At 34.5% G+C, this 20,611-nt stretch carries 25 protein-coding genes; 16 read left to right on the top strand and 9 right to left on the bottom strand.

Translation table 11 applies throughout. The features are described 5' to 3' along the window. Positions 1–16 precede the first annotated feature (16 nt). Both KHA98_RS15050 and KHA98_RS15045 read right to left on the bottom strand, forming a co-directional pair. Positions 17–925: an NAD(P)/FAD-dependent oxidoreductase gene (locus tag KHA98_RS15050; RefSeq protein WP_213258743.1), complete on the bottom strand. Its 909-nt coding sequence runs from the start codon at positions 923–925 to the stop codon at positions 17–19. 11 nt (positions 926–936) lie between these two features. Then, positions 937–1,290 carry a MerC domain-containing protein gene (locus KHA98_RS15045; protein WP_213258742.1) on the bottom strand — a complete coding sequence of 118 codons (354 nt, stop codon included), beginning with the start codon at positions 1,288–1,290 and terminating at the stop codon, positions 937–939. 94 nt (positions 1,291–1,384) lie between these two features. On the opposite strand from KHA98_RS15045, the gene KHA98_RS15040 reads away from it, so the two are divergent. The 3 genes from KHA98_RS15040 to KHA98_RS15030 all read left to right on the top strand — a co-directional run bounded on the left by KHA98_RS15040 (position 1,385) and on the right by KHA98_RS15030 (position 4,476). Beyond that, positions 1,385–1,777 (top strand): Fur family transcriptional regulator, encoded by a 393-nt coding sequence (locus KHA98_RS15040; RefSeq protein ID WP_213258741.1) that lies wholly within the window; start codon positions 1,385–1,387, stop codon positions 1,775–1,777. A 74-nt stretch (positions 1,778–1,851) separates the two neighbouring features. Continuing rightward, positions 1,852–3,720, top strand: coding sequence for an Nramp family divalent metal transporter (locus tag KHA98_RS15035; protein WP_213258740.1), 1,869 nt, complete (start codon positions 1,852–1,854; stop codon positions 3,718–3,720). A 102-nt stretch (positions 3,721–3,822) separates the two neighbouring features. Then, positions 3,823–4,476, top strand: coding sequence for a metal-dependent transcriptional regulator (locus KHA98_RS15030; protein ID WP_213258739.1), 654 nt, complete (start codon positions 3,823–3,825; stop codon positions 4,474–4,476). A 182-nt stretch (positions 4,477–4,658) separates the two neighbouring features. On the opposite strand, the gene KHA98_RS15025 is transcribed toward KHA98_RS15030, so the two are convergent. The 7 genes from KHA98_RS15025 to KHA98_RS14995 all read right to left on the bottom strand — a co-directional run bounded on the left by KHA98_RS15025 (position 4,659) and on the right by KHA98_RS14995 (position 10,741). After that, on the bottom strand, positions 4,659–5,057 hold the full coding sequence (locus tag KHA98_RS15025; RefSeq protein WP_213258738.1) for a hypothetical protein: 399 nt from the start codon (positions 5,055–5,057) through the stop codon (positions 4,659–4,661). Positions 5,058–5,156: 99 nt separating this feature from the next. Continuing rightward, a complete protein-coding gene (locus tag KHA98_RS15020) occupies positions 5,157–5,939 on the bottom strand; it encodes an enoyl-CoA hydratase/isomerase family protein (RefSeq protein ID WP_213258737.1) in 783 nt (260 codons plus the stop codon). 11 nt (positions 5,940–5,950) lie between these two features. Then, entirely contained in the window at positions 5,951–7,366 is a 1,416-nt protein-coding gene (locus KHA98_RS15015; RefSeq protein WP_213258776.1) for a sensor histidine kinase, read from the bottom strand. Between the two features lie 145 nt (positions 7,367–7,511). Further along, a complete protein-coding gene (locus KHA98_RS15010; RefSeq protein WP_213258736.1) occupies positions 7,512–8,060 on the bottom strand; it encodes a CopD family protein in 549 nt (182 codons plus the stop codon). Between the two features lie 3 nt (positions 8,061–8,063). Beyond that, positions 8,064–8,621, bottom strand: a complete 558-nt coding sequence (locus KHA98_RS15005) for a hypothetical protein (protein ID WP_213258735.1) — start codon at positions 8,619–8,621, stop codon at positions 8,064–8,066. A 26-nt stretch (positions 8,622–8,647) separates the two neighbouring features. Then, a complete protein-coding gene (gene hemH, locus KHA98_RS15000; protein ID WP_213258734.1) occupies positions 8,648–9,661 on the bottom strand; it encodes a ferrochelatase in 1,014 nt (337 codons plus the stop codon). Positions 9,662–9,868: 207 nt separating this feature from the next. Continuing rightward, positions 9,869–10,741 carry a helix-turn-helix domain-containing protein gene (locus KHA98_RS14995; protein ID WP_213258733.1) on the bottom strand — a complete coding sequence of 291 codons (873 nt, stop codon included), beginning with the start codon at positions 10,739–10,741 and terminating at the stop codon, positions 9,869–9,871. Positions 10,742–10,969: 228 nt separating this feature from the next. Here KHA98_RS14995 and hemA point away from each other — a divergent pair, with 228 nt between their 5' ends. The 13 genes from hemA to KHA98_RS14935 all read left to right on the top strand — a co-directional run bounded on the left by hemA (position 10,970) and on the right by KHA98_RS14935 (position 20,580). Continuing rightward, on the top strand, positions 10,970–12,220 hold the full coding sequence (hemA, locus tag KHA98_RS14990; protein ID WP_213258732.1) for a glutamyl-tRNA reductase: 1,251 nt from the start codon (positions 10,970–10,972) through the stop codon (positions 12,218–12,220). A gap of 189 nt (positions 12,221–12,409) precedes the next feature. After that, on the top strand, positions 12,410–13,333 hold the full coding sequence (gene hemC / locus KHA98_RS14985) for a hydroxymethylbilane synthase (protein WP_213258731.1): 924 nt from the start codon (positions 12,410–12,412) through the stop codon (positions 13,331–13,333). Then, a complete protein-coding gene (locus tag KHA98_RS14980; protein WP_213258730.1) occupies positions 13,333–13,998 on the top strand; it encodes a uroporphyrinogen-III synthase in 666 nt (221 codons plus the stop codon). The genes hemC and KHA98_RS14980 overlap by 1 nt, the downstream gene beginning before the upstream one ends. A gap of 106 nt (positions 13,999–14,104) precedes the next feature. Continuing rightward, positions 14,105–15,130, top strand: coding sequence for a uroporphyrinogen decarboxylase (hemE, locus tag KHA98_RS14975; protein ID WP_213258729.1), 1,026 nt, complete (start codon positions 14,105–14,107; stop codon positions 15,128–15,130). Positions 15,131–15,256: 126 nt separating this feature from the next. After that, a complete protein-coding gene (locus KHA98_RS22925; protein ID WP_246522356.1) occupies positions 15,257–15,409 on the top strand; it encodes a hypothetical protein in 153 nt (50 codons plus the stop codon). Positions 15,410–15,416: 7 nt separating this feature from the next. After that, entirely contained in the window at positions 15,417–15,809 is a 393-nt protein-coding gene (locus tag KHA98_RS14970) for a hypothetical protein (RefSeq protein ID WP_246522354.1), read from the top strand. A gap of 125 nt (positions 15,810–15,934) precedes the next feature. Continuing rightward, on the top strand, positions 15,935–16,309 hold the full coding sequence (locus KHA98_RS14965; protein WP_213258728.1) for a hypothetical protein: 375 nt from the start codon (positions 15,935–15,937) through the stop codon (positions 16,307–16,309). A gap of 2 nt (positions 16,310–16,311) precedes the next feature. Next, the gene (locus tag KHA98_RS14960) at positions 16,312–16,860 is read left to right on the top strand and encodes a GNAT family N-acetyltransferase (RefSeq protein WP_213258727.1); all 549 of its coding nucleotides are present in this window, start codon (positions 16,312–16,314) and stop codon (positions 16,858–16,860) included. A 6-nt stretch (positions 16,861–16,866) separates the two neighbouring features. Beyond that, entirely contained in the window at positions 16,867–17,304 is a 438-nt protein-coding gene (locus KHA98_RS14955) for a hypothetical protein (protein WP_213258726.1), read from the top strand. After that, complete coding sequence (gene hemF, locus KHA98_RS14950) at positions 17,294–18,196, top strand: oxygen-dependent coproporphyrinogen oxidase (RefSeq protein WP_213258725.1); 903 nt, start codon at positions 17,294–17,296, stop codon at positions 18,194–18,196. The genes KHA98_RS14955 and hemF overlap by 11 nt, the downstream gene beginning before the upstream one ends. Beyond that, positions 18,187–19,125, top strand: coding sequence for a DUF4421 family protein (locus KHA98_RS14945; RefSeq protein WP_213258724.1), 939 nt, complete (start codon positions 18,187–18,189; stop codon positions 19,123–19,125). Before hemF ends, KHA98_RS14945 begins: the two co-directional genes overlap by 10 nt. A 53-nt stretch (positions 19,126–19,178) precedes the next feature. Beyond that, a complete protein-coding gene (hemB, locus tag KHA98_RS14940; RefSeq protein ID WP_213258723.1) occupies positions 19,179–20,171 on the top strand; it encodes a porphobilinogen synthase in 993 nt (330 codons plus the stop codon). Position 20,172: 1 nt separating this feature from the next. Further along, on the top strand, positions 20,173–20,580 hold the full coding sequence (locus KHA98_RS14935) for a c-type cytochrome (protein ID WP_213258722.1): 408 nt from the start codon (positions 20,173–20,175) through the stop codon (positions 20,578–20,580). Positions 20,581–20,611: the final 31 nt, after the last annotated feature.

The following is a 20,611-nucleotide window of genomic DNA, read 5'->3' as shown; positions in this document are numbered from 1 at the left end:
AGCGATTTTCATAGGCTTACTTAAAATCCTCATCAATGAGTTCCTTATTAATAACTGCTCCGGCAAAAGAGCCAGAAGAAACCGCCAAAGCCACAGAACGCATTTGAGTACTACAATCTCCGCTGGCATAGATACCCGAGATACTTGTCTTTTGCATAAAATCGACTTTAAGTAATCCGTGTTCATTAAGTTCGCAACCCAAAATTGCGGGTAATTCACAATGTTGTTCTAAGGGAGGTTTTGCATAAGCAGCTTTAACCTCAATCTTTTCTCTATTTCTAAAAACAATATTCGAAATATATCCGTCGCTATGTTCAAACGAATCGATTTCCTCTTCTAAAATCAAAACACCATGACTTTTCAAAGTTTCGGTTTGTTCCAAAGTCAATTCTGATTTTCCATTGGTGCATAATCTCAAATCTTTGGTCCAGTTTGAAATTAGTTTTGCATATTCAAATCCCATTTCTCCATTGGCAATAATGGCTGTCTTTTCATTTTTCACTTCATAACCATGACAATAAGGGCAATGCAAAACCGAAATACCCCAACAATCGGCAAATCCCTGAATTTCCGGAAAGAGATCTTTTACTCCGGTTGCGAATAATATTTTTCTTGAAGCAAACACAGCACCGGATTCGGTTTTAACTTCAAAACCATTTTTAACTTTAACAGCTTCTACAGCAAGTCCGTTATAAAATTGAACCGTTTCGTAAAGATCCACCTGAAGTTTGGCTTTCGCCGAAATGGCAGCGGGCTTTTCACCGTCTTGTGTTATAAAATTATGAGAATACGGGGTTTGCCTGTTACATGGCAAACCGCTGTCGATAACCAAAACCTGACGCAAAGAACGTCCTAAACTCATTGCCGCGGACAGACCGCTGTAACTGCCGCCAATGATAATCACTTCGAAATTACTTTTATTCATAATAAACTTTTTTAATGATGCTGTTTTTTATGTACCTTGTAGTTTATCAAATGTCCGATGATCATTCCGGTTCCTCCAAAATAAATTAAGTCCAGATGAATCTCAAAAAAGAGATCGCTCAAAACGCTTATCCAAATCAAACTCATTGAAACAATCAAAATGGACGAGACTAAAAGAGACGATTTTTTTATAATTTTGATTACCGCAAATAACCCAATTAAAGCAAAAAGCAAATCTATTACGGGGTTATGAATTATCCCGAAGGGAAGAATTGTTAAGAGCGGAAAAATCAAACAATGAACCAAACAAATGGTTGCACTTGAAACTCCTAAAATATCGTAAAAAGATGTCGTGGTTTTCTTCATTTTCTGTACATTTGTTTAATGCAATATTGTTGCAAATATACATATAAAAACAAAATCGCAACATTGTTGCGTTAAAATTTTTTAATTTAATAAAATGAAAATAGCACGCAACACCGCAGCAAAGACAGCCGTTTTAGAGATTTTTGAGAAATCTAAGACCGCCTTGTCTCACGCCGAAATTCAAAAACAAATAAACGATTTGTGTGACCGCGTTACCATTTACAGAATCCTTGACCGTTTATTAAACGATGATATCATTCACAAAATATCTAATCTTGACGGCACGGTAAAATATGCAAAATGCAATCATTCTCATCAACGTGTGCACATACATAATCACGCTCATTTTAGCTGTGAAAACTGCCATGAAATAACTTGTCTGGAGAATGTAAAACCAAGTTATATTATGCCGCACAATTACAAAATAAAAGAGATCAATTTTACTTTATCAGGTTTATGTCCGAATTGTTTAAATTCTAACATTTAAGTTTTAGACTTGTCTAAAAATATTGTTGAGCGAATATAATTTTTCTATATATTTGGAAAATCAATATTTTAGCAATGACCAAATCTTTAGAAGAGGTAAACCAATCGGTAGCCACAGAGCATAAAAAAACAGGATTCAGGAAAATTTTAGCCTTTTTAGGCCCGGCATACTTAGTAAGCGTTGGATATATGGATCCCGGAAACTGGGCGACAGATATTGCCGGTGGTAGTCAATTTGGCTATACACTTGTCTGGGTTTTGCTAATGAGTAATCTGATGGCTTTGCTTTTGCAGAGTTTAAGTGCCCGTTTGGGAATTGTAACACAACGTGACCTTGCTCAGGCATCGAGAGAAACCTACTCAAAATATATCAATTACATTTTATACTTTTTGGCCGAAATTGCCATTGCCGCATGTGATTTGGCCGAAGTTCTTGGAATGGCAATCGGAATCAATCTTTTATTTGGAATTCCGCTGCTTGAAGGCGTTCTGATCACCGTTTTGGATACTTTTCTGTTGTTATTTCTAATCAACAAAGGAATTCGAAAAATGGAAGCCTTTATTATTGTATTAGTCGCAATTATTGGTTTTTCGTTCATTTTTGAAATGATTTTTGCTGAACCCGAAATCCATAAAATAATTGGCGGACTTGTGCCTTCAATTCCAAATTCAGCCGCTTTATATATTGCTATTGGTATAATTGGTGCGACAGTAATGCCCCACAATCTTTACCTGCACTCTTCTTTAGTGCAAACCCGAAAATTCGACCGAACACCGGCTGGAATCAAACAGGCTCTAAAATATAACCTCATCGATTCGACAATTGCTTTAAATCTAGCTTTTTTTGTAAATGCAGCAATTCTGATTCTTGCTGCAGCAACTTTCCATAAAAACGGAATGTTTGAGGTTGCCGAAATTCAGGATGCACATCAGTTTCTTGAACCTTTATTGGGAACCAAATGGGCGCCAATTCTTTTTGCCGTTGCTTTGATTGCCGCAGGACAAAGTTCGACAGTAACCGGAACGCTTGCAGGACAAATCGTAATGGAAGGTTATTTGCATTTACGTATTCAGCCGTGGGTGCGTCGTATTATAACCCGTTTAATCGCCATTGTACCGGCTTTAATCGTAATTTATATTTATGGCGAAAGCGTGACTGGAAAACTACTAATCTTAAGTCAGGTAATACTAAGTCTTCAGCTAGGTTTTGCCATTATTCCGCTTATTCACTTTGTGAGCGACAAATCAAAAATGAAAGGTTTTCATATTACGACAACCACTCAGATTGTTTCCTGGATAATTGCCCTAATTATTGTGTCGTTGAATGCAAAATTGGTTTACGACGAAATCACTTCATGGCTTGAAGCTTCAAGCAATCCAACTGTTATATGGCTAACTGTAGTTCCATTAGCTTTCGGATTCTTAGCATTATTGTTATACATTGTTTTTAAACCTTTCATAGCAAAAGCCAAATCGAAAATAACGAATCATTCGCCACACAATTTAAACCTTCAATTTACAGCAAAAGCAAGTCAGACTGTTAAGAATATTGCCATTTCTGTTGATTTTTCTAATGCTGATGAAGCTGCACTTAATCATGCTTTCGAATTGGGTGGAATGGAAACGCAATACACCCTGATTCACATTGTTGAAACGGTTGGCGCTTTAATGTATGGCACCGAAACGCACGATCACGAAACTACGATAGACGAGAAATTGCTTCTGGAATATCAGGAGATGCTGACTCAAAAAGGGTTTAAAATAGAAACTGAACTTGGTTTTGGAAAACCCAATACAACAATACCAAAAATCATCAATGCCGGTAATTTTGATGTTTTGGTAATGGGAACCCACGGCCACACTGGTTTAAAAGACATTCTTTTTGGCACAACCGTAGACAAATTAAGACATAAAATTTCGATACCTTTGTTGATTGTTAAATAAAAGGTGCTAAGGCACTGAGTTGCTAAGGTTCTAAGGTTTCTTCAAAACTTTAAAAAAAACCTTAGAACCTCAGCCCCTTAAAACCTTAGAACCTTAAAAAGAATGACTTTTTCAGAAGAAAACTACTTAAAATCGATATATCACTTAACTGCTGCTTTAGAAACTGAAGTGAGCACCAATGCCATTGCAGAAATGATGGAAACCAAAGCTTCATCGGTTACTGATATGCTTAAAAAGCTGGCGGAAAAAGATTTGGTGAATTATAAAAAATACCAAGGGGTTTCCTTAACCGAAAACGGAAAATTAGCCGCCAAAATGATTGTTAGAAAACATCGTTTATGGGAAGTATTTTTAGTAGAGAAATTAAACTTCAGCTGGGATGAGGTTCATGATATTGCGGAACAATTAGAACACATCAAATCGGAGCAATTGATTAATCGTCTGGATGATTTTCTGGGAAATCCGACAGAAGACCCACATGGTGATCCAATTCCGGACGCAAACGGTCGTATCGTAAAAATCGAGAAACAGCTTTTATCGGAATTAGAGGAAAATCAGACAGGAGTTTGTGTTGGTGTAAAAGATACTTCCTCTGAATTTTTGAAATATCTGGATAAACAGGAAATTGCTTTAGGCTCTAAAATCCAATTTCTTTCTAAAGAATCTTTCGATTTATCGGTAAAAATTAAAGTCAATGAAAGGGAATTATCTATTTCGAATAAAATTGCCTCTAATTTGTTTGTAAAGCTGGTTTAGAAGACTTATTTCACAGAGATTCGCGAAGATTTTTCACAGAAACATACAGAACTGCAAAAGTTTTATTTTTTGTCAGACTGAGCGAAGTCGAAGTCCCGCAAAGTGATTCAGCAAACGTGGCTTCGACTTCGCTCAGCCTGACAAGGCAGTTATATAGAGATATGAACTCTTAAAAACATTATTTAAACAATTCCTTTTTCAATCATCTCCAACATTACCGGTGAAGCATTTTTAAACGTTGGAGGCTGCTCGATAATACTTCCCGCGTTCTTTTTATTTACTTTGAAGGTAATGTCATTATCCGTTGTAAAAAGTAAAGCCGTTAAAAATGGATTCTTAATATAAGTTCCTAAAACCAGTAAGGCTTCTTCTAAAGTATGAATACTTTCAATCTCTTCGGTTTTGTAACGGGTTGTCAATGATATAGAACAAGTATCATCCTCATTCAATACCAGTCTAAAATAGATATTTTTAATCTCTGTGTCGCCCATTGTCTTTGCCAAAGTAAGCTTTGCGAAAGTTCCGGCCTGGATACTTTCTCTAACTCGTTCACAAAAAAGGGCAAATATTGGTTCGTACATTTTTTTTCTTTTAGGTTCTAAGGTTCTGAGAGACAAAGGTACAAAGGTTTAAATTCTTTGTTAAGCTCTGTGCTTTCTTCGTGTGACTCTGTGAAATAACTATTTTCCTGTAAATTCTGCTTTTCGTTTTTCTAAAAAGGCAGTTGTTCCTTCTTTAAAATCCTGAGTTCCGAAGCATTTACCAAATGATTTGATTTCAGTATCGAAACCGTTTTTACCATCTTCAAAATTGGCATTTATTGCTTTAATTGCTTTTGCTATAGCAAATGGAGCATTTTTTATAATTTTCTGAGCGATTCCGTTTGTAAAATCAAGAAGTTCAGCTTGAGGAACAACATAATTTACCAATCCGTATTGTTTTGCTTCATCAGCAGAAATCATAGCAGCAGTCATAATCATTTCCATTGCTTTGCCTTTACCCACTAACTGAGGCAAACGCTGTGTTCCTCCATAACCAGGAATCAATCCCAAAGTTACTTCCGGAAGTCCCATTTTTGCATTGTCTGAAGCTACTCTAAAATGACAAGCCATTGCCAATTCTAAACCACCGCCCAAAGCAAAACCATTGACAGCTGCAATAACAGGTTTTTTAAGATTTTCGATGAAATCAAATAAAGATTCCTGACCTTCGGCGGCCAATTGTGCGCCCTCAATAATCGTATAATTAGCAAATTCCGAAATATCAGCTCCAGCTACAAATGCTTTTTCTCCGCTTCCAGTTAAAATAATAACACGAACATCATCATTTTTACCCAATAATTTGATCGCTTTACTCAGGTCGCTAATCGTCTCTTTGTTTAAAGCGTTTAATTTTGCAGGTCTGTTGATAGTAATAGTTGCTATTTTCTCTTCAATAGCAATTAAAATATTTTCGTAATTCATGACACTAATATTTATGAGTTGGTGATGGGTAGAGAAACTCTAAAAGTGGTTCCTTTTCCGTAAGTTGACTCAAAGGTAATTGTTCCTTTGTAATTTTCTATAATGTTTTTAATAATTCCGAGACCAAGACCCATTCCACTGGTTTTGGTAGTAAATTTTGGTTCAAAAATTCGGTCGGTATCTTGTTTCTCAATTCCAATTCCGTTGTCTTTTACTGCAATTTCTACATGATCATTTCTTCGTTTCACCGTTACCAGAATAGATTTTTGAAACTGACTTTCCGGAATTGCCTGAGTCGCATTTTTAACCAGATTGGTAATCACACGGATCAGCTGTGTTCTATCCATTTTTGAAATAATTTCTTCTTCGTCACTTTCAAAAACAATATAATCTTCATTAAAAATATCTAACGCAAGTTCAACAACCGAAACCACGTTTAAGGTCTCGTTTTGTTGTGCCGGCATAGAAGCAAAGTTTGAAAATGCCGAAGCTACAGCGGTCATGGTATCAATTTGCTGTATTAAAGTTTCGGAGTAATCGTTCATTTTTTGCTTTACTTCCGGATCATTCGGGTCAAACTTTCGTTGAAAACTCTGCACCGTTAATCGCATTGGCGTAAGCGGATTTTTAATTTCATGTGCTACTTGCTTTGCCATTTCTCGCCAGGCCTCTTCACGTTCACTTTGAGCAAGTTTAATGGCACTGGTTTCCAATTTATCCACCATTCCGTTATAAGCTTTGATCAGAAAGTTAACTTCTTTACTGGTCGCCTCAATAACGATTTTTTCGTTTTTCTGATCTAAATTGGTTTCTTCCAGTCTTTCAGAAATCGTTTTTAGTGATTTTGTAATATAGGTCGAAAGAAAATAAGCTAGTCCAAAAGCCACTATCAGCATAAAGGAATAGACCTGACTTAAACGAATTAAAAAGGTATTTAACTCATTATCATAATATCCATCGTCTTCTAAATAAGGTAAATTTAGAATTCCGAGTGGTTTGAATTTTTCATCTTTTATTAAACTATAGGAAGATCTGTTTTTGATTCCATCGATAGTTTTAATATCTACAAAACGTTTTTCGATTGAAGATCGAACCAATTTCAGGATATATTCCGGAATGGGCGGCGGCGCTTTATCGACCGCAAAAGATTCTTTTGACGATTTTAGTAATTTACCGTCAAGACTGTAAATATTGATTTCGATCTTATGAATCTGCGCTAATTCGTGGATTTTATCTTTGAAGATTAAATCAAGATTTTGGGTTTTCAGCGGATAAGTGGTAGTAGAAAGAACGTAATTGATATGTTCTTTTACTGCATTTTCTTTTCGTTCTAAACGTTCCTGATGGTATTCTTTAGCCTCGGTTTTAAACTGAATAATCGAAATTGAAGCTAATAAAAAAGAGGCTACAACAATCAATACAATCATCGACAGGAAAATCCTGGTACGAAGCGAAAGCATTGACATTTTGAAGTTGTTTAGCATTTTTGTTTTGCTTGATTTGTTTCAGGTTTCAAGCTTCAGGTTACGTTGCAATAGGCAACTTGAAACTTGAAACCTGAAACTAAAAAAACTATTTTTTTTCTCGGATTCGTTTATAAAACCGGAATCCCAGCATAATTAAAACCGAGAATAAAATAATCCCGATTACGCCATAGATCCAGTTGATGGCATTTTTTAAAACTACTAAAAAAACAACGGCAAACAAAATAATCGTTGCGCCTTCATTCCATAAACGCATAAAATTATTCGAATATTTTACCTCATCATTTTGCAATTGTTTAAAAATCTGATGACATTTTCCGTGATATAAATACAACAGGAAAACAAAACACAATTTTACATGCATCCACGGCATTTTCAGCCAGGCGTTTCCTAAATCGGTAAAAAAAAGCATCCAGAAAGCAAAAACACTTGCCAAAACTGCCGATGGCCACGTTATGATATACCACAAACGATAGGTCATTATTTTGTATTGTGCCTGCAGAATCTCCTTTTCGGGAGATGGTTTTTCATTTGCTTCTATTTGATATACAAACAAACGCACAATGTAAAACAAACCTGCAAACCAGGTAATCACAAAAATAAGATGCAGCGATTTTAGATAGTTATAATATTCCATTTATTATTTAAATGTAGATTTCTTAAAAAGATCAATCATTTCTTTACCGTACTCTTCGTTTTCATATACTATCGATGCGATAAAGATTTTATCTATAAAAGTTCTTGAAAAAAGAACTAATGTTGCGACTGTTTTTCCGTCTTCAGTTATTGCAATAGTAGATTTTCTAAACTCCAGACCGGAAATACTTTCAGTACTTACCGCATAATCTCCCAATTTACCTTTTGGATAAACCTGACCAACATTCTTTAAAAGAAGAAAATCTTTCAATCTCATCTTCAAGTCGGTTGATCGAATATCTCCCGAATAATCTTCATAATTTGCTGAAAAATAATTGGTTTTATCTCTCTTAAAAGCAACAATAGAACGTTCTTTTTTAACTATAGCTGAATCTCCTTTAACCTCTCCTTTTTCTTTCACATCAACTTTTTCATAATCATCGGGAATACTCATTTCCCAATTGAAAGTTTTATCAAGGAAGGTGTTATTTTCAAAAGTGTCTCTTTTTTTACACCCGCTCAAAATTATTAGAGCAAGAAACAGAACCGAAATTTTTTTCATTTTATTATGTATTGTAACAATTACTATTATTTAGACCAGTCGTTAATCCAGTTACTTACCGTCTGACACCATTCGTCGTCGTCATTTAAACACGGAATTGCTAAGAACTCTTCTCCTCCATTTGCTTCAAAATCTTCTTTGGCACGCATTGCAATTTCCTCTAAAGTTTCTAAACAATCCGAAACAAAAGCCGGAGTAACAACTGCCAATTTCTTGATTCCTTTTGCCGGCATGTTATCAATTTCAACATCCGTGTATGGTTCTAACCATTTATCTCCCGCTAAACGAGATTGGAAAGTTAAGCTGTATTTATCTTCCGGAAGTCCTAATAATTTAATGACTTGTTTTGTTGTTTCGTAACATTGGTGACGATAACAGAATTCGTGCGCCGGAGACGGCGTATTACAACATGAACCGTCAATTTTACAATGTGATTTTGTCACATCTGTTTTGCGAATATGACGCTCCGGGATTCCGTGGTAGGAGAATAATAAATGATCGTAATCAAATCCAACTAAATGTTTCTGGATTGAGTCTGCTAAATTCTTGATGTAATCCGGTTTATTGTAAAATGCCGGCACATCTGTAAATTTCATGTGAGGGAATTTCTTCTTGCGAACTTCTTCGGCTTTAACCAAAATGGTCAAAGTAGAAGCCATTGCATATTGTGGATATAATGGAAAAAGCATTACGTCTGTAACTCCTTTATCGCTTAATTCCTGAAGTCCTTTTTCGATTGTCATGCTTCCGTAACGCATTGCCAAAGAAACGGGAACATTTACTAAAGGCTGAACTTTTTTCTGCATTCTTTCTGAAAGAACTACTAATGGAGAACCTTCTTCCCACCAGATTTTCGCGTAAGCGTGTGCAGATTCTTCTGGTCTTTTTCTTAGAATAATTCCGCGAACTAACAATGCTCTTAATAAATATGGAACGTCAATTACATATTTATCCATTAAAAATTCGTCTAAATATGGTTTTACGTCTTTTGGAGTTGGACTTTCCGGAGATCCTAAGTTTACTAATAATACGCCTTTCATTATTGTTTTTTTTGCTTTAGACTTTAAGCGCTAGGCTTTAAGCTTTTATTTGTTTTTAAAAATTTCGTCAAAAGTAGAACTTGCTTCTTTTTTGAAATATGATAATTGTTACTTTTTTATTATTGTTGAATATCTAAAATCAATTTCTCCCGCAGATTTAGCAGATATTAATTAGTGTAAATTCGTGAAATTAGTGGCAAAAAAATTTTAAACATTCGCATTAATCGACATCAAATATTTTTTTGGAGTTGTTGCAAACTTTTTCTTGAATGCTGCAATAAAGTGACTTCCGGTACTGTAACCAATTTTCAGTCCTACTTCGTTTACATTATACGAACCGCTGTCTAATAGTTTTCGGGCAAAATCCATTTTATAATCAAAAAGAAATCCATAAACCGTATCGCCATAAATTTGTTTGAAACCCATTTTTAGTTTTTTCAAATTCAAACCAATTTCATCTGCCAGCTCTTGTAACCCTGGCGGTTCAGCCATATTGGCGATGATAATTTCTTTGGCTTTTCTGATTTTTAAAACGTTGTCTTCATCTATTAAAAACGGACATTGTTCTGCATTTGGATCTTCGGTTCTGTTGAAATACAAACTCAACAATTCGTATCCTTTTCCTTTATAATAAAGATTTTTTATAGACGGATGAAGGTTATAATGAAACAACTGACTGAGCACAATTGCCATCGACGGACTGATATTTCCTTCGTTATAATACTTTTTATCTTTATTATCAGGACTTAAAAAGGTAATATAATCGGCTTCGGCAGAAAACAACGCGTGAAATTTCTTGATGGAAACAATTACAGAAATGACCCATGAGTTTGGGGCAAGTTCTAAATTAAGCGGTAATTCTTTCTGCGGATTGTATAAAAGCAATGATTTTTCTTCTTTCAAATCTAAAGCATAACTACCCTGATTGAACAAGAATTTTGCATTTCCTTTTATCCCGAAGTGAAACTGTATCAGACCAGTACCTATTTCATGCTGGGCAGAAAAAGACTCTAAACTGTCATTTTGAAAACGGATTAGCGTAAAGTCGTCTTCAATTTTTATAATTTCCTGAGAACTCATAGCGATATTTTTTTGAAAAGAAAATCAAAACAAACCTCCAATCTTATTTAGAATCACTCTAAACAAATCACTCGAAATGAGTTGATTTTGCTACAAAAGTAGTTCTTTTTGCTCAAAAACACCTATTTAGGTTCAAAAAAACATACAGCGATATAAAAAGTACTTTTAGCGTTACTTTTATAAACACTATAGTAATAATTTTGTAGCACTTTATATGAAGTGAATTTTATGGAAAACAATAATGTACCGAAACACCTTTATTTTTACTCAGTTGGTCTGAGTTATAAAAAAGCTGATGCTGAGGTCAGAGGTCAATTTAGTTTGGATGCAACTGCAAAAACGCGTTTGCTTGAACAAGCTAAAAACGATGGAATAGAAAGTTTAATTGTAACTTCAACCTGCAACAGAACCGAAATTTACGGTTTTGCAGAACACCCATTTCAATTAATAAAATTGATTTGCGATAACAGTAACGGATCTGTTGACGCATTTCAAAGAGTTGGTTTCGTTTACAAAAATCAGGAAGCTATTAATCATTTGTTTCGTGTTGGAACAGGATTAGATAGTCAGATCTTAGGTGATTTCGAAATTATATCTCAAATCAAAACCAGCTTTGCACATTCAAAATCTTTAGGATTGGCCAATACTTTTATGGAAAGATTGGTAAATGCGGTAATTCAGGCAAGTAAAAGAATTAAAAACGAAACTGAAATTAGCTCTGGTGCTACTTCGGTTTCTTTTGCATCGGTACAATACATTCTTAAAAATGTAGAAGATATCAGCAATAAAAACATTTTGCTTTTCGGAACTGGAAAAATCGGAAGAAATACGTGCGAAAATTTAGTAAAACATACTAAAAACGAACACATTACTTTAATAAACCGTACTAAAGATAAAGCAGAGAAATTAGCAGGAAAATTAAATTTGATTGTTAAAGATTACTCTGAATTACATTTGGAACTTCAAAAGGCCGATGTTGTAGTTGTTGCAACGGGCGCGCAAAACCCAACGGTTGACAAAGCAATTTTAAATCTTAAAAAACCTTTATTGATTCTGGATTTATCTATTCCGAAAAACGTTCATGAGAATGTCGAGGAATTAGAAGGTGTAACTTTAATTCATATGGATTATTTGTCTCAATTGACAGATGAAACTTTGGAAAACAGAAAATTACACATTCCGGCAGCAGAAGGAATCATTGAAGAAATCAAAGAAGAATTTGTTATCTGGATGAAAGGCAGAAAATTTGCTCCGACAATCAACGCCTTAAAAGAAAAACTAAACGCGATCAAAGCTTCGGAATTGGATTTCCAAAGTAAAAAAATCGCCGATTTTAATGAAGAACAAGCTGAAATCATCAGTAATAGAATCATTCAAAAAATCACTACACATTTCGCAAATCATTTAAAAGACGACAGCACCATGGTCGATGAAAGCATCGAATGGATCGAAAAAGTCTTCAAAATAAAAGCATCTTAAATCAAAATTTAAACTATATAAGTTATATAAGTTCATTTAAAAACTGTGTTTTACCCAAACCTCTTAAATTACTTGTATAACTTATATGGCTCAAAAATAAAACCAAGTTATCTCAGTTTATTTAAAATTCTGTTTTACCCAAACTGCTTAAATTTACTTATATAACTTATATGGTTCAAAAAACTAAACATGGCTGAAAAAACAATCAGAATAGGAACTCGCGATAGCGAATTAGCACTTTGGCAAGCACACACGGTAGAAAAAAAACTAAACGATTTAGGCTATAAAACCTCAATTGTTGCCGTAAAATCTCAAGGTGATATTATTCTGGACAAACCTCTTTACGAACTCGGCATTACGGGAATTTTCACTAAAACTTTAGACATTGCAATGATCAATGGCGATATTGATATTGCCGTGCATTCTATGAAAGATGTTCCAACAGCTTTACCAAAAGGTATTGTTCAGGCTGCGGTTTTAGAAAGAGCCAATGTTTTAGATATTTTAGTCCATAAAGGAAATCCTGATTTTACCAATCCAAGTACCATCGCAACCGGAAGTTTGCGTCGCCAGGCACAATGGTTTAACAAATATCCAAATCATACAGTAGTTGACTTACGCGGAAACGTAAATACGCGTATGCAAAAGTTAAAAGATAACGACTGGGACGGAGCTGTTTTTGCAGCGGCTGGTTTGGAAAGAATCAACTTGAAACCCGAGAATTTTATCAATTTAGATTGGATGATTCCGGCGCCGGCACAAGGAGCCATGTTGGTTGTGGCAATGGAAAATGATAATTACACATTAGATGCACTTTCTCAGCTTAATGATATTGAAACTGAAATTTGTACACATATCGAACGTCAATTTTTAAGAACGCTCGAAGGCGGATGTACAGCGCCAATCGGAGCTTTGGTAACGTATAATGAAGATGAAGATACTTTACATTTTCAAGGTGTTTTACTATCTATTGACGGAAAACAAAAACTGGAAGTCAACAAAACAGTTGACATTTCAGAATGGAAAAAACTAGGCTTCAACTCAGCTCAGGAGATTTTGAATAATGGCGGAACTGAATTAATGCAGAAAATTAAAGAATCCCTGAAAAAATAATGGCAAAATCGATTCAAATATTATCTACTAAAATATTATCTCCTCTTCATAAACAAGAGTTGATGAAATACGGAGTTGAATTAATCGAAGCTGATTTTATCAAAACCGAAAACAAACCTTTTGAATTAAAAGACCTCAACGAAAGTCTGATATTTACAAGTCAAAATGCTGTTCATAGTGTTTTATCCGATCCAAAGTCAGAAGAATTAAAGAAAAAAAACGTGTATTGCGTTGGACTTAAAACCAAAACGCTATTAAGCGATAATGGTTTTAATGTTGTGGCTTACACAGGTTACGCTTCTGATTTGGCTGAAATTATCACTTTAATTTATGCGAATGAAAGCTTTACTTTTTTCAGTGGAAATTTAAGAAGAGATACTTTGCCGGATGCTTTGAAAGAAGCGGGAATAAAATTCAACGAAATTGAAGTTTATAATACCTCTTTACAGCCTCAGAAAATAAAAGCAAACCCGGAAGCGTTGTTATTCTTCAGCCCGTCTGGTGTTAAGAGTTATCTAAAAGATAATACAATCAAAAAAGAAATCTGTTTCTGTATTGGCGACACAACCGCAGAAGCTTTATCAAAAATTACCAAAAACATCATCGTAGCAGATCAGCCAACAATTGAAGACGTGATCGAAGATGTAATACACGAATATAAATAACAAACGAGATTTCCTGCAAGGTTTTCAAAACCTTGTAGGTATCTATATTAATCAACAACAACACCTACAAGGTTTTGAAAACCTTGCAGGATAAAGAAAATAAGAGATGTTAAAAAACGACCTATTTTTAAGAGCATTAAAAGGAGAAACAGTTCAACGTCCGCCGGTATGGATGATGCGTCAGGCAGGAAGATATTTACCTGAATTTAGAGAACTGCGCGACAAATATGATTTTTTCACACGTTGCGAAACTCCGGAATTAGCTGCTGAAATCACCGTTCAGCCAATTCGCAGAATTGCTCCAGATGCTGCAATTTTATTCTCAGATATTCTGGTTGTGCCACGCGCAATGGGAATTCACGTAGAATTGAAAGACAATTTAGGTCCGATCATTCCAAATCCTATTCGTTCTTTGGCAGATGTTCACAAAGTATTTGTTCCAGATGTGAATGAAACTTTAGGTTACGTTTTTGACGCAGTAAAATTGACAAAGGAAATGTTGAACGACGAAGTTCCGTTAATTGGTTTTGCAGGTTCACCTTGGACAATTTTCTGTTATGCGGTTGAAGGAAAAGGTTCTAAAAGTTTTGATATTGCAAAAGGATTCTGTTTTTCAAACCCGGCTGCAGCCCATACTTTATTACAAAAAATCACTGATACAACTATTCTATATTTAAAAGAAAAAGTAAAATCTGGAGTAAATGCTGTTCAGATTTTTGATTCTTGGGGAGGAATGCTTTCTCCTGTTGATTATCAGGAATTTTCATGGAAATACATCAACCAGATTGTTGACGCTTTAGCGGATATTACTCCGGTTATTGTTTTCGGAAAAGGATGTTGGTTTGCTCTTGGCGACATGGGTAAAAGCCGCGCGTCTGCATTAGGAGTTGACTGGACTTGTTCGGCAAGAAATGCGCGTTACTTGTCTGGTGGAAACATTACGTTACAAGGAAATTTTGATCCGTCAAGATTACTTTCTCCAATTCCGACTATTAAGAAAATGGTTCACGAAATGATCGACGATTTCGGAAAAGACAAATATATTGTAAATTTAGGTCACGGAATTTTACCACATATCCCTGTAGATCACGCAAAAGCGTTTATTGACGCTGTGAAGGAATACGGGAATTAAAACATATTTTGCGTTCCTGCAAGGTTTTTAAAACCTTGTAGGTATAAATTTGCGAAGTTTAATTATGATGATGAAGACCTACAAGGTTTTAAAAGCCTTGCAGGACCTGCGTAACAGAATTGCAATATGAAGTTAGAAGTTTTAGAAAAGGATTGTTATTATCATATTTATAATCGAGGAATTAACGGAACAACTATTTTTGAAAATGATTCAAATAAGCTCTATTTCTTAAAACAATTAGCCAAATATGCAGAAAATAAAATTTCAATTTTTGCCTAATTGTTTAATGAACAATCACTTTCATTTGGTTATTCGTTTGAATGTTGAAGAAAAAGAAGTTACTCAGGCATTTTCAAATTTATTTAATTCGTATGCAAAAGCATTCAACAAACAGATCAATAGAACAGGAAGTTTATTCGAAAAGCATTTCAAAAGAATAAAACTAAATGACGAAACTTATTTAAAACGACTGATCATTTATGTTCATTTGAATCCTAAATATCATTTTGATTTAGATTTCAGAAGTTTCAGGTTTTCATCTTATCACGCGTATTTGTCGGATAAAGAAACAAAAATAGAAAGAGAAGAAATTATAAATTTATTTGGCGACATTGAAAACTTTATCTTTTGTCATAATCAAAAGAATGATTTTTTAAATGAAACTTATACTTTTGAATGATCTCGTTTCGTCCTGCAAGGTTTTCAAAACCTTGTAGATCTAAATAAGAAAATTCTCTAAATACAGCAACCAATTGATACCTAAAAGGTTTTGAAAACCTTGCAGGAAAACGAAAAAAAACAATTATGCTCAACAAAGGTTTAAGAGACGAAGAAAAAATTAGAATCGATAACGTTCTCAAAACGTTACGAACACTTGTTTTTGTCCCTTATCCCTTAAATGCTTTGCAAAAGGCAGAAATTGAAAATCAATTAAAAGAATTTGGTTTAAATATTGGGGATTTAGTTGATAATTCTAATGAAGATTTTATCACAAGACTAATTCCTCTTAACTTTGATTGGGAACAATTGGAACAATTCGGAGATATTTTATTAGAATTTTCAAAATCCGATTATAATTTGAAAAATAAAGTTTTAGCCATTTATCAATATATCCAGCAAGAAAGCAAAGTTTTCTCTTTTGGGATAAATACTAAGATTACTTCACTAAAAAACAAATAGAAATGAGTTTTACGGATTGGAAAACAGAACGCATTGAAAATATTCTTCCAGAAGAGTTCTACAAACTAATTGATAAGAATATAAATCATATCGAGAAAACTTTTCCCGTAACATTAGTTAATTCTGATTCTTTAGAAAAAGCAGAAAACTTCATTTCAGTCAGCCTTGAAAAAGAGGAAAAGAAAGAAGGTTTTCATTTTTATGCACGAGATGTCCAAACCAATAATTTGATTGGTTATTTATGCATAAAATCAATCCATTATCGCATTTCTAAATGTGAGCTCGGTTATTTTACTGATGAAGATTACCAAGGCAAAGGAATTACATCAAAACTAGTTGCTCATGCGCTTGATTTTTGCTTTAATGAATTAATGATGAACAAGGTTTTTATCTGTACATCTGAAATAAACTTCGCCAGTCAGCGTGTTGCATTAAAACACAATTTTAAACAAGAAGGAATTTTAAGAGACGAATTTAGAAATGGTGACGGTACTTTGGAAAATACTGTTTATTTCGGTTTGCTTAAATCAGAATATTTAATCATGAAATAAAAATCAATGTCGTCATTTGAAAATATTTTAACAGCCGTTCTTGATTTTAAATTTGAAAAATTAAGCCCAATATATCAAGGTTTTTTTATTATGCTCTTTTTTTCAATATTTGTTAGCACCTGTTCCTATTTTTCAAACGAAGCAAAAATGAGTAAAGACGCATATAGAAGGATGTTTGGTGAAAAATTTTCTGGATTAATTGTAAAAAAATATTTAGATAAAGATAACCATATGTCCCCTAAATTTACATTAAAGGATTCAAGCAAAATATTTGGTTCGATTATTTGGGAAAAAGCTGAAATAGGTGATTCAATATCAAAAAAAGCAAATTCAAGATTTATAAAGATCTTTAAGAAAGATACTACAATAGTATTTGATATGAATATTGCATTCAAATATTATGATAGTCTGCCTGAAAATGAAAAACAAAATTATGAAAGATAAATTTTACGCCTACATACAACAATTACAAGATCAAATCTGTGCGGGACTAGAAGCGGTTGACGGAACTGCAAAATTCCGTCAGGATTTGTGGAAACGCCCTGAAGGCGGTGGTGGAAGAACACGTGTTATTGAAAATGGTGCAGTTTTCGAAAAAGGCGGTGTAAACATTTCAGCTGTTCACGGAAAACTTCCGGAAACAATGCAAAAGATGTTCAATGTTGGTGAAGCCGATTTCTTTGCCTGTGGATTAAGTTTGGTTCTTCATCCGAAAAACCCAATGGTTCCTACTGTGCACGCCAATTGGCGATATTTCGAAATGTACGACGAATCAGGAAATATAATCCAACAATGGTTTGGCGGCGGACAAGATTTAACACCTTATTATTTGTTTGAAGAAGATGGAATCCACTTTCATCAAACTTGTAAAACGGCTTGCGATAAACACAATCCGGAATTTTATCCAAAATATAAAAAACAATGTGATTCTTATTTTTGGAATGCACACCGAAATGAAGCCCGCGGACTTGGTGGTTTGTTCTTTGATTATTGCAAAGCAAATGAGCAAATGTCTATGGAAAACTGGTACGATTTTGTAACCGAAGTTGGAAATAGTTTCCTTGAAGCTTATGTACCGATTGTGGAAAGAAGAAAAAATCTCCCTTATGCACCGGAACAAAGAACCTGGCAGGAAATTCGCCGTGGCCGTTATGTTGAGTTCAATCTGGTCCATGACAAGGGAACTTTATTCGGTTTAAAAACCAACGGAAGAATTGAAAGTATTTTAATGAGTCTTCCTCCGCACGTACAATGGGTTTACGATCATCACGCGGAAGCTGGAAGCGAAGAAGAAAAACTGATAAACGTATTAGAAAATCCGCGCGAATGGATCTAAAGTTGATTTACATATTATTTTTTGCCAGTATTTTTGGGTGTTTTGCTCAAAACGATACTTTGCAGAATCCGTATTTTAAATCTTATAGCGATAAAATTACCGCCAGTGTTTATTATCTGGACACTTCAAATAGTTTTCAGATTGCTTCAGACAATCAGGAGCCTAAAATATATCTTAACCTAATTCCGAACAGAAGAGAACAGATTGGTTTTAATCTAAACTATAAAATCATTGATGTTACTGTTGGTTTTGCTCCTAAATTTCTAGGAAAAAACAAAGGCGATTCCAATTCAAAGCATTTCAATTTCAATACCCGTTTTTATTACAAGAAATGGATTCAGTCGTTCACTTTTATCAATCAAAAAGGATTTTATGTAAGTGATGATAATTTTACTGTTCAACTGCCGCATATGCGCACCACAAAAATTGGGGGATCTACGGCTTATGTTTTCAATGATAAATTCTCTTTTAAAACACTGGTAAGTCAAAATGAGTGGCAAACAAAAAGTTCCGGAAGTTTTATTCCGACTTTTTCTTTCTATTATACCAATCTGGACTTAAACACTCCAAATTCATCACCCGGTGATATTTATGTTTTTACATTGGCTCCTTCTTATTTTTACAACTTTGTCATTAGCGACAGGGTTCTAATTGGTGCCGGACTTGCATTTGGTGCCGGAATTAATGATGTTGACGGAGATACCTCAGCTTTGTATCAGGCAGATTTCAATTTAAAGTTAGCTTATAATAATGATCGTTTCTTTGGTTTTGCGACTCTTAATTCAGTAAGTTTTCTTCAGGATGATAAAGTTGACCCGAGATTAAATGACAATATTGCTACTTTAAAACTTTCTGTAGGATATCGATTTGATCCGCCAAAAAAAGTGAAACAAGTTTATGATAAAGTAAATGATAAAATAGGATTATAGAGCCCGCTAAAACGCTATAATCTTCCGTATAAAAAATTAAAATTTAAAATATTATGTTCCCATTACAGAGAAACCGTCGTTTAAGAACCAACGAATCTATTCGATCTTTAGTTCGCGAAACCAGCTTAAGTCCGCAGGATTTTATGCTTCCTATGTTTGTTGCCGAAGGAAAAGACGTAAAAGTTGCTATACCGTCAATGCCGGGAATTTATCGTCATTCATTAGACAATACGATTAAAGAAGTAAAAGAAGCTTGGGATTTAGGAATTAAGGCCGTTAATATCTACGTAAAAGTAAGCGACAGTCTAAAAGATAATAAAGGTGTTGAAGCCTGGAATAAAGATGGTTTAATGCAACAAACTATCCGCGCAATTAAAGATGCTGTTCCGGAAATGATTGTAATGCCAGATGTAGCTTTAGATCCGTATTCGATTTATGGTCACGATGGAATCATTGAAAATGGTCAATTAATAAACGACGCAACTGTTGATGCTTTAACAAGAATGAGTTTAAGTCATGCTGAAGCTGGAGCTGATTTTGTGGCACCAAGTGATATGATGGACGGAAGGGTTTTGGCTATTAGAAAAGCATTGGAAGAAAACGGACACCATAATGTTGGTATTATGAGTTACAGCGCAAAATATGCTTCTGCGTTTTACGGACCATTTCGTGATGCTTTAGATTCTGCTCCGGTAGATTCTCAAAATATCCCAAAAGATAAGAAGACCTATCAAATGGATTATGCCAACAGAATTGAAGGAATTCGCGAAGCATTATTAGATGTTGAAGAGGGTGCAGATATCGTTATGGTAAAACCGGGAATGGCTTATTTAGACATTGTTCGTGAGGTAAAAAATGCCGTTCATGTGCCAGTTGCAGTTTATCAGGTATCTGGTGAGTACGCTATGGTAAAGGCCGCAGCAGAAAGAGGATGGTTAGATCATGACAAAATTATGATAGAGCAACTTTATTGCATTAAGCGTGCGGGAGCGAGTATTATCTCTACTTATTTTGCAAAAGAAGCTGCTGTAATTTTAAATAGATAAAATGAAAAAAATAGTATTCTTAGCAGCAGTTTTAGCTTTTGCATCTTGTAAAAAAGAAAGTCAGGAACCTTTTGGAAAAGCAACTGAAATTACAACTGATTCTTCTGAAGGTGAATCAGCGAAAGCCAAAACACCGGAAGATTTAGGAAAGGAAATTTTTGAAGGAAGCGGAAACTGTGTTTCCTGTCATCAGCCGGATCAAAAAGTTATTGGACCAAGCATTAAAGAAATCGGGAAAACATACAAAGACAAAAAGGGTGATATTGTTACTTTCTTAAAAGGAAATGCTGAACCAATTGTAGACCCAAGTCAGTTTTCGGTAATGAAAACCAATCTGCCAATAACTCAGGCAATGTCTGATGATGAATTAAAAGCAATTGAAGCATATATTTACAGTAATTTGAAATAATTGACTAATTTATATTACTCAAATAAAAATG

Source organism: Flavobacterium branchiicola, assembly GCF_018383905.1.
In the GTDB taxonomy this organism is placed as follows: Bacteria; Bacteroidota; Bacteroidia; order Flavobacteriales; family Flavobacteriaceae; genus Flavobacterium; species Flavobacterium branchiicola.
Note: the sequence above shows the minus strand (reverse complement) of the source record. Positions and strands in the feature narration are given on the sequence as shown.

Excerpts from the sequence above, each read along its gene's own strand:
- hemA (WP_213258732.1), top strand. The coding sequence starts at position 10,970 with ATGGAAAACAATAATGTACCGAAACACCTTTATTTTTACTCAGTTGGT.
- KHA98_RS15015 (WP_213258776.1), bottom strand. The coding sequence starts at position 7,366 with ATGATTGTATTGATTGTTGTAGCCTCTTTTTTATTAGCTTCAATTTCG.
- KHA98_RS15030 (WP_213258739.1), top strand. The coding sequence starts at position 3,823 with ATGACTTTTTCAGAAGAAAACTACTTAAAATCGATATATCACTTAACT.
- KHA98_RS15020 (WP_213258737.1), bottom strand. The coding sequence starts at position 5,939 with ATGAATTACGAAAATATTTTAATTGCTATTGAAGAGAAAATAGCAACT.
- KHA98_RS14960 (WP_213258727.1), top strand. The coding sequence starts at position 16,312 with ATGAGTTTTACGGATTGGAAAACAGAACGCATTGAAAATATTCTTCCA.
- hemH (WP_213258734.1), bottom strand. The coding sequence starts at position 9,661 with ATGAAAGGCGTATTATTAGTAAACTTAGGATCTCCGGAAAGTCCAACT.
- KHA98_RS15035 (WP_213258740.1), top strand. The coding sequence starts at position 1,852 with ATGACCAAATCTTTAGAAGAGGTAAACCAATCGGTAGCCACAGAGCAT.
- hemB (WP_213258723.1), top strand. The coding sequence starts at position 19,179 with ATGTTCCCATTACAGAGAAACCGTCGTTTAAGAACCAACGAATCTATT.
- KHA98_RS14970 (WP_246522354.1), top strand. The coding sequence starts at position 15,417 with ATGAACAATCACTTTCATTTGGTTATTCGTTTGAATGTTGAAGAAAAA.
- KHA98_RS14945 (WP_213258724.1), top strand. The coding sequence starts at position 18,187 with ATGGATCTAAAGTTGATTTACATATTATTTTTTGCCAGTATTTTTGGG.
- KHA98_RS15010 (WP_213258736.1), bottom strand. The coding sequence starts at position 8,060 with ATGGAATATTATAACTATCTAAAATCGCTGCATCTTATTTTTGTGATT.
- KHA98_RS14980 (WP_213258730.1), top strand. The coding sequence starts at position 13,333 with ATGGCAAAATCGATTCAAATATTATCTACTAAAATATTATCTCCTCTT.
- KHA98_RS22925 (WP_246522356.1), top strand. The coding sequence starts at position 15,257 with ATGAAGTTAGAAGTTTTAGAAAAGGATTGTTATTATCATATTTATAAT.
- KHA98_RS14965 (WP_213258728.1), top strand. The coding sequence starts at position 15,935 with ATGCTCAACAAAGGTTTAAGAGACGAAGAAAAAATTAGAATCGATAAC.
- KHA98_RS14935 (WP_213258722.1), top strand. The coding sequence starts at position 20,173 with ATGAAAAAAATAGTATTCTTAGCAGCAGTTTTAGCTTTTGCATCTTGT.
- hemE (WP_213258729.1), top strand. The coding sequence starts at position 14,105 with ATGTTAAAAAACGACCTATTTTTAAGAGCATTAAAAGGAGAAACAGTT.
- KHA98_RS15040 (WP_213258741.1), top strand. The coding sequence starts at position 1,385 with ATGAAAATAGCACGCAACACCGCAGCAAAGACAGCCGTTTTAGAGATT.
- KHA98_RS14955 (WP_213258726.1), top strand. The coding sequence starts at position 16,867 with ATGTCGTCATTTGAAAATATTTTAACAGCCGTTCTTGATTTTAAATTT.
- hemF (WP_213258725.1), top strand. The coding sequence starts at position 17,294 with ATGAAAGATAAATTTTACGCCTACATACAACAATTACAAGATCAAATC.
- KHA98_RS15045 (WP_213258742.1), bottom strand. The coding sequence starts at position 1,290 with ATGAAGAAAACCACGACATCTTTTTACGATATTTTAGGAGTTTCAAGT.
- hemC (WP_213258731.1), top strand. The coding sequence starts at position 12,410 with ATGGCTGAAAAAACAATCAGAATAGGAACTCGCGATAGCGAATTAGCA.
- KHA98_RS15025 (WP_213258738.1), bottom strand. The coding sequence starts at position 5,057 with ATGTACGAACCAATATTTGCCCTTTTTTGTGAACGAGTTAGAGAAAGT.
- KHA98_RS14995 (WP_213258733.1), bottom strand. The coding sequence starts at position 10,741 with ATGAGTTCTCAGGAAATTATAAAAATTGAAGACGACTTTACGCTAATC.
- KHA98_RS15050 (WP_213258743.1), bottom strand. The coding sequence starts at position 925 with ATGAATAAAAGTAATTTCGAAGTGATTATCATTGGCGGCAGTTACAGC.
- KHA98_RS15005 (WP_213258735.1), bottom strand. The coding sequence starts at position 8,621 with ATGAAAAAAATTTCGGTTCTGTTTCTTGCTCTAATAATTTTGAGCGGG.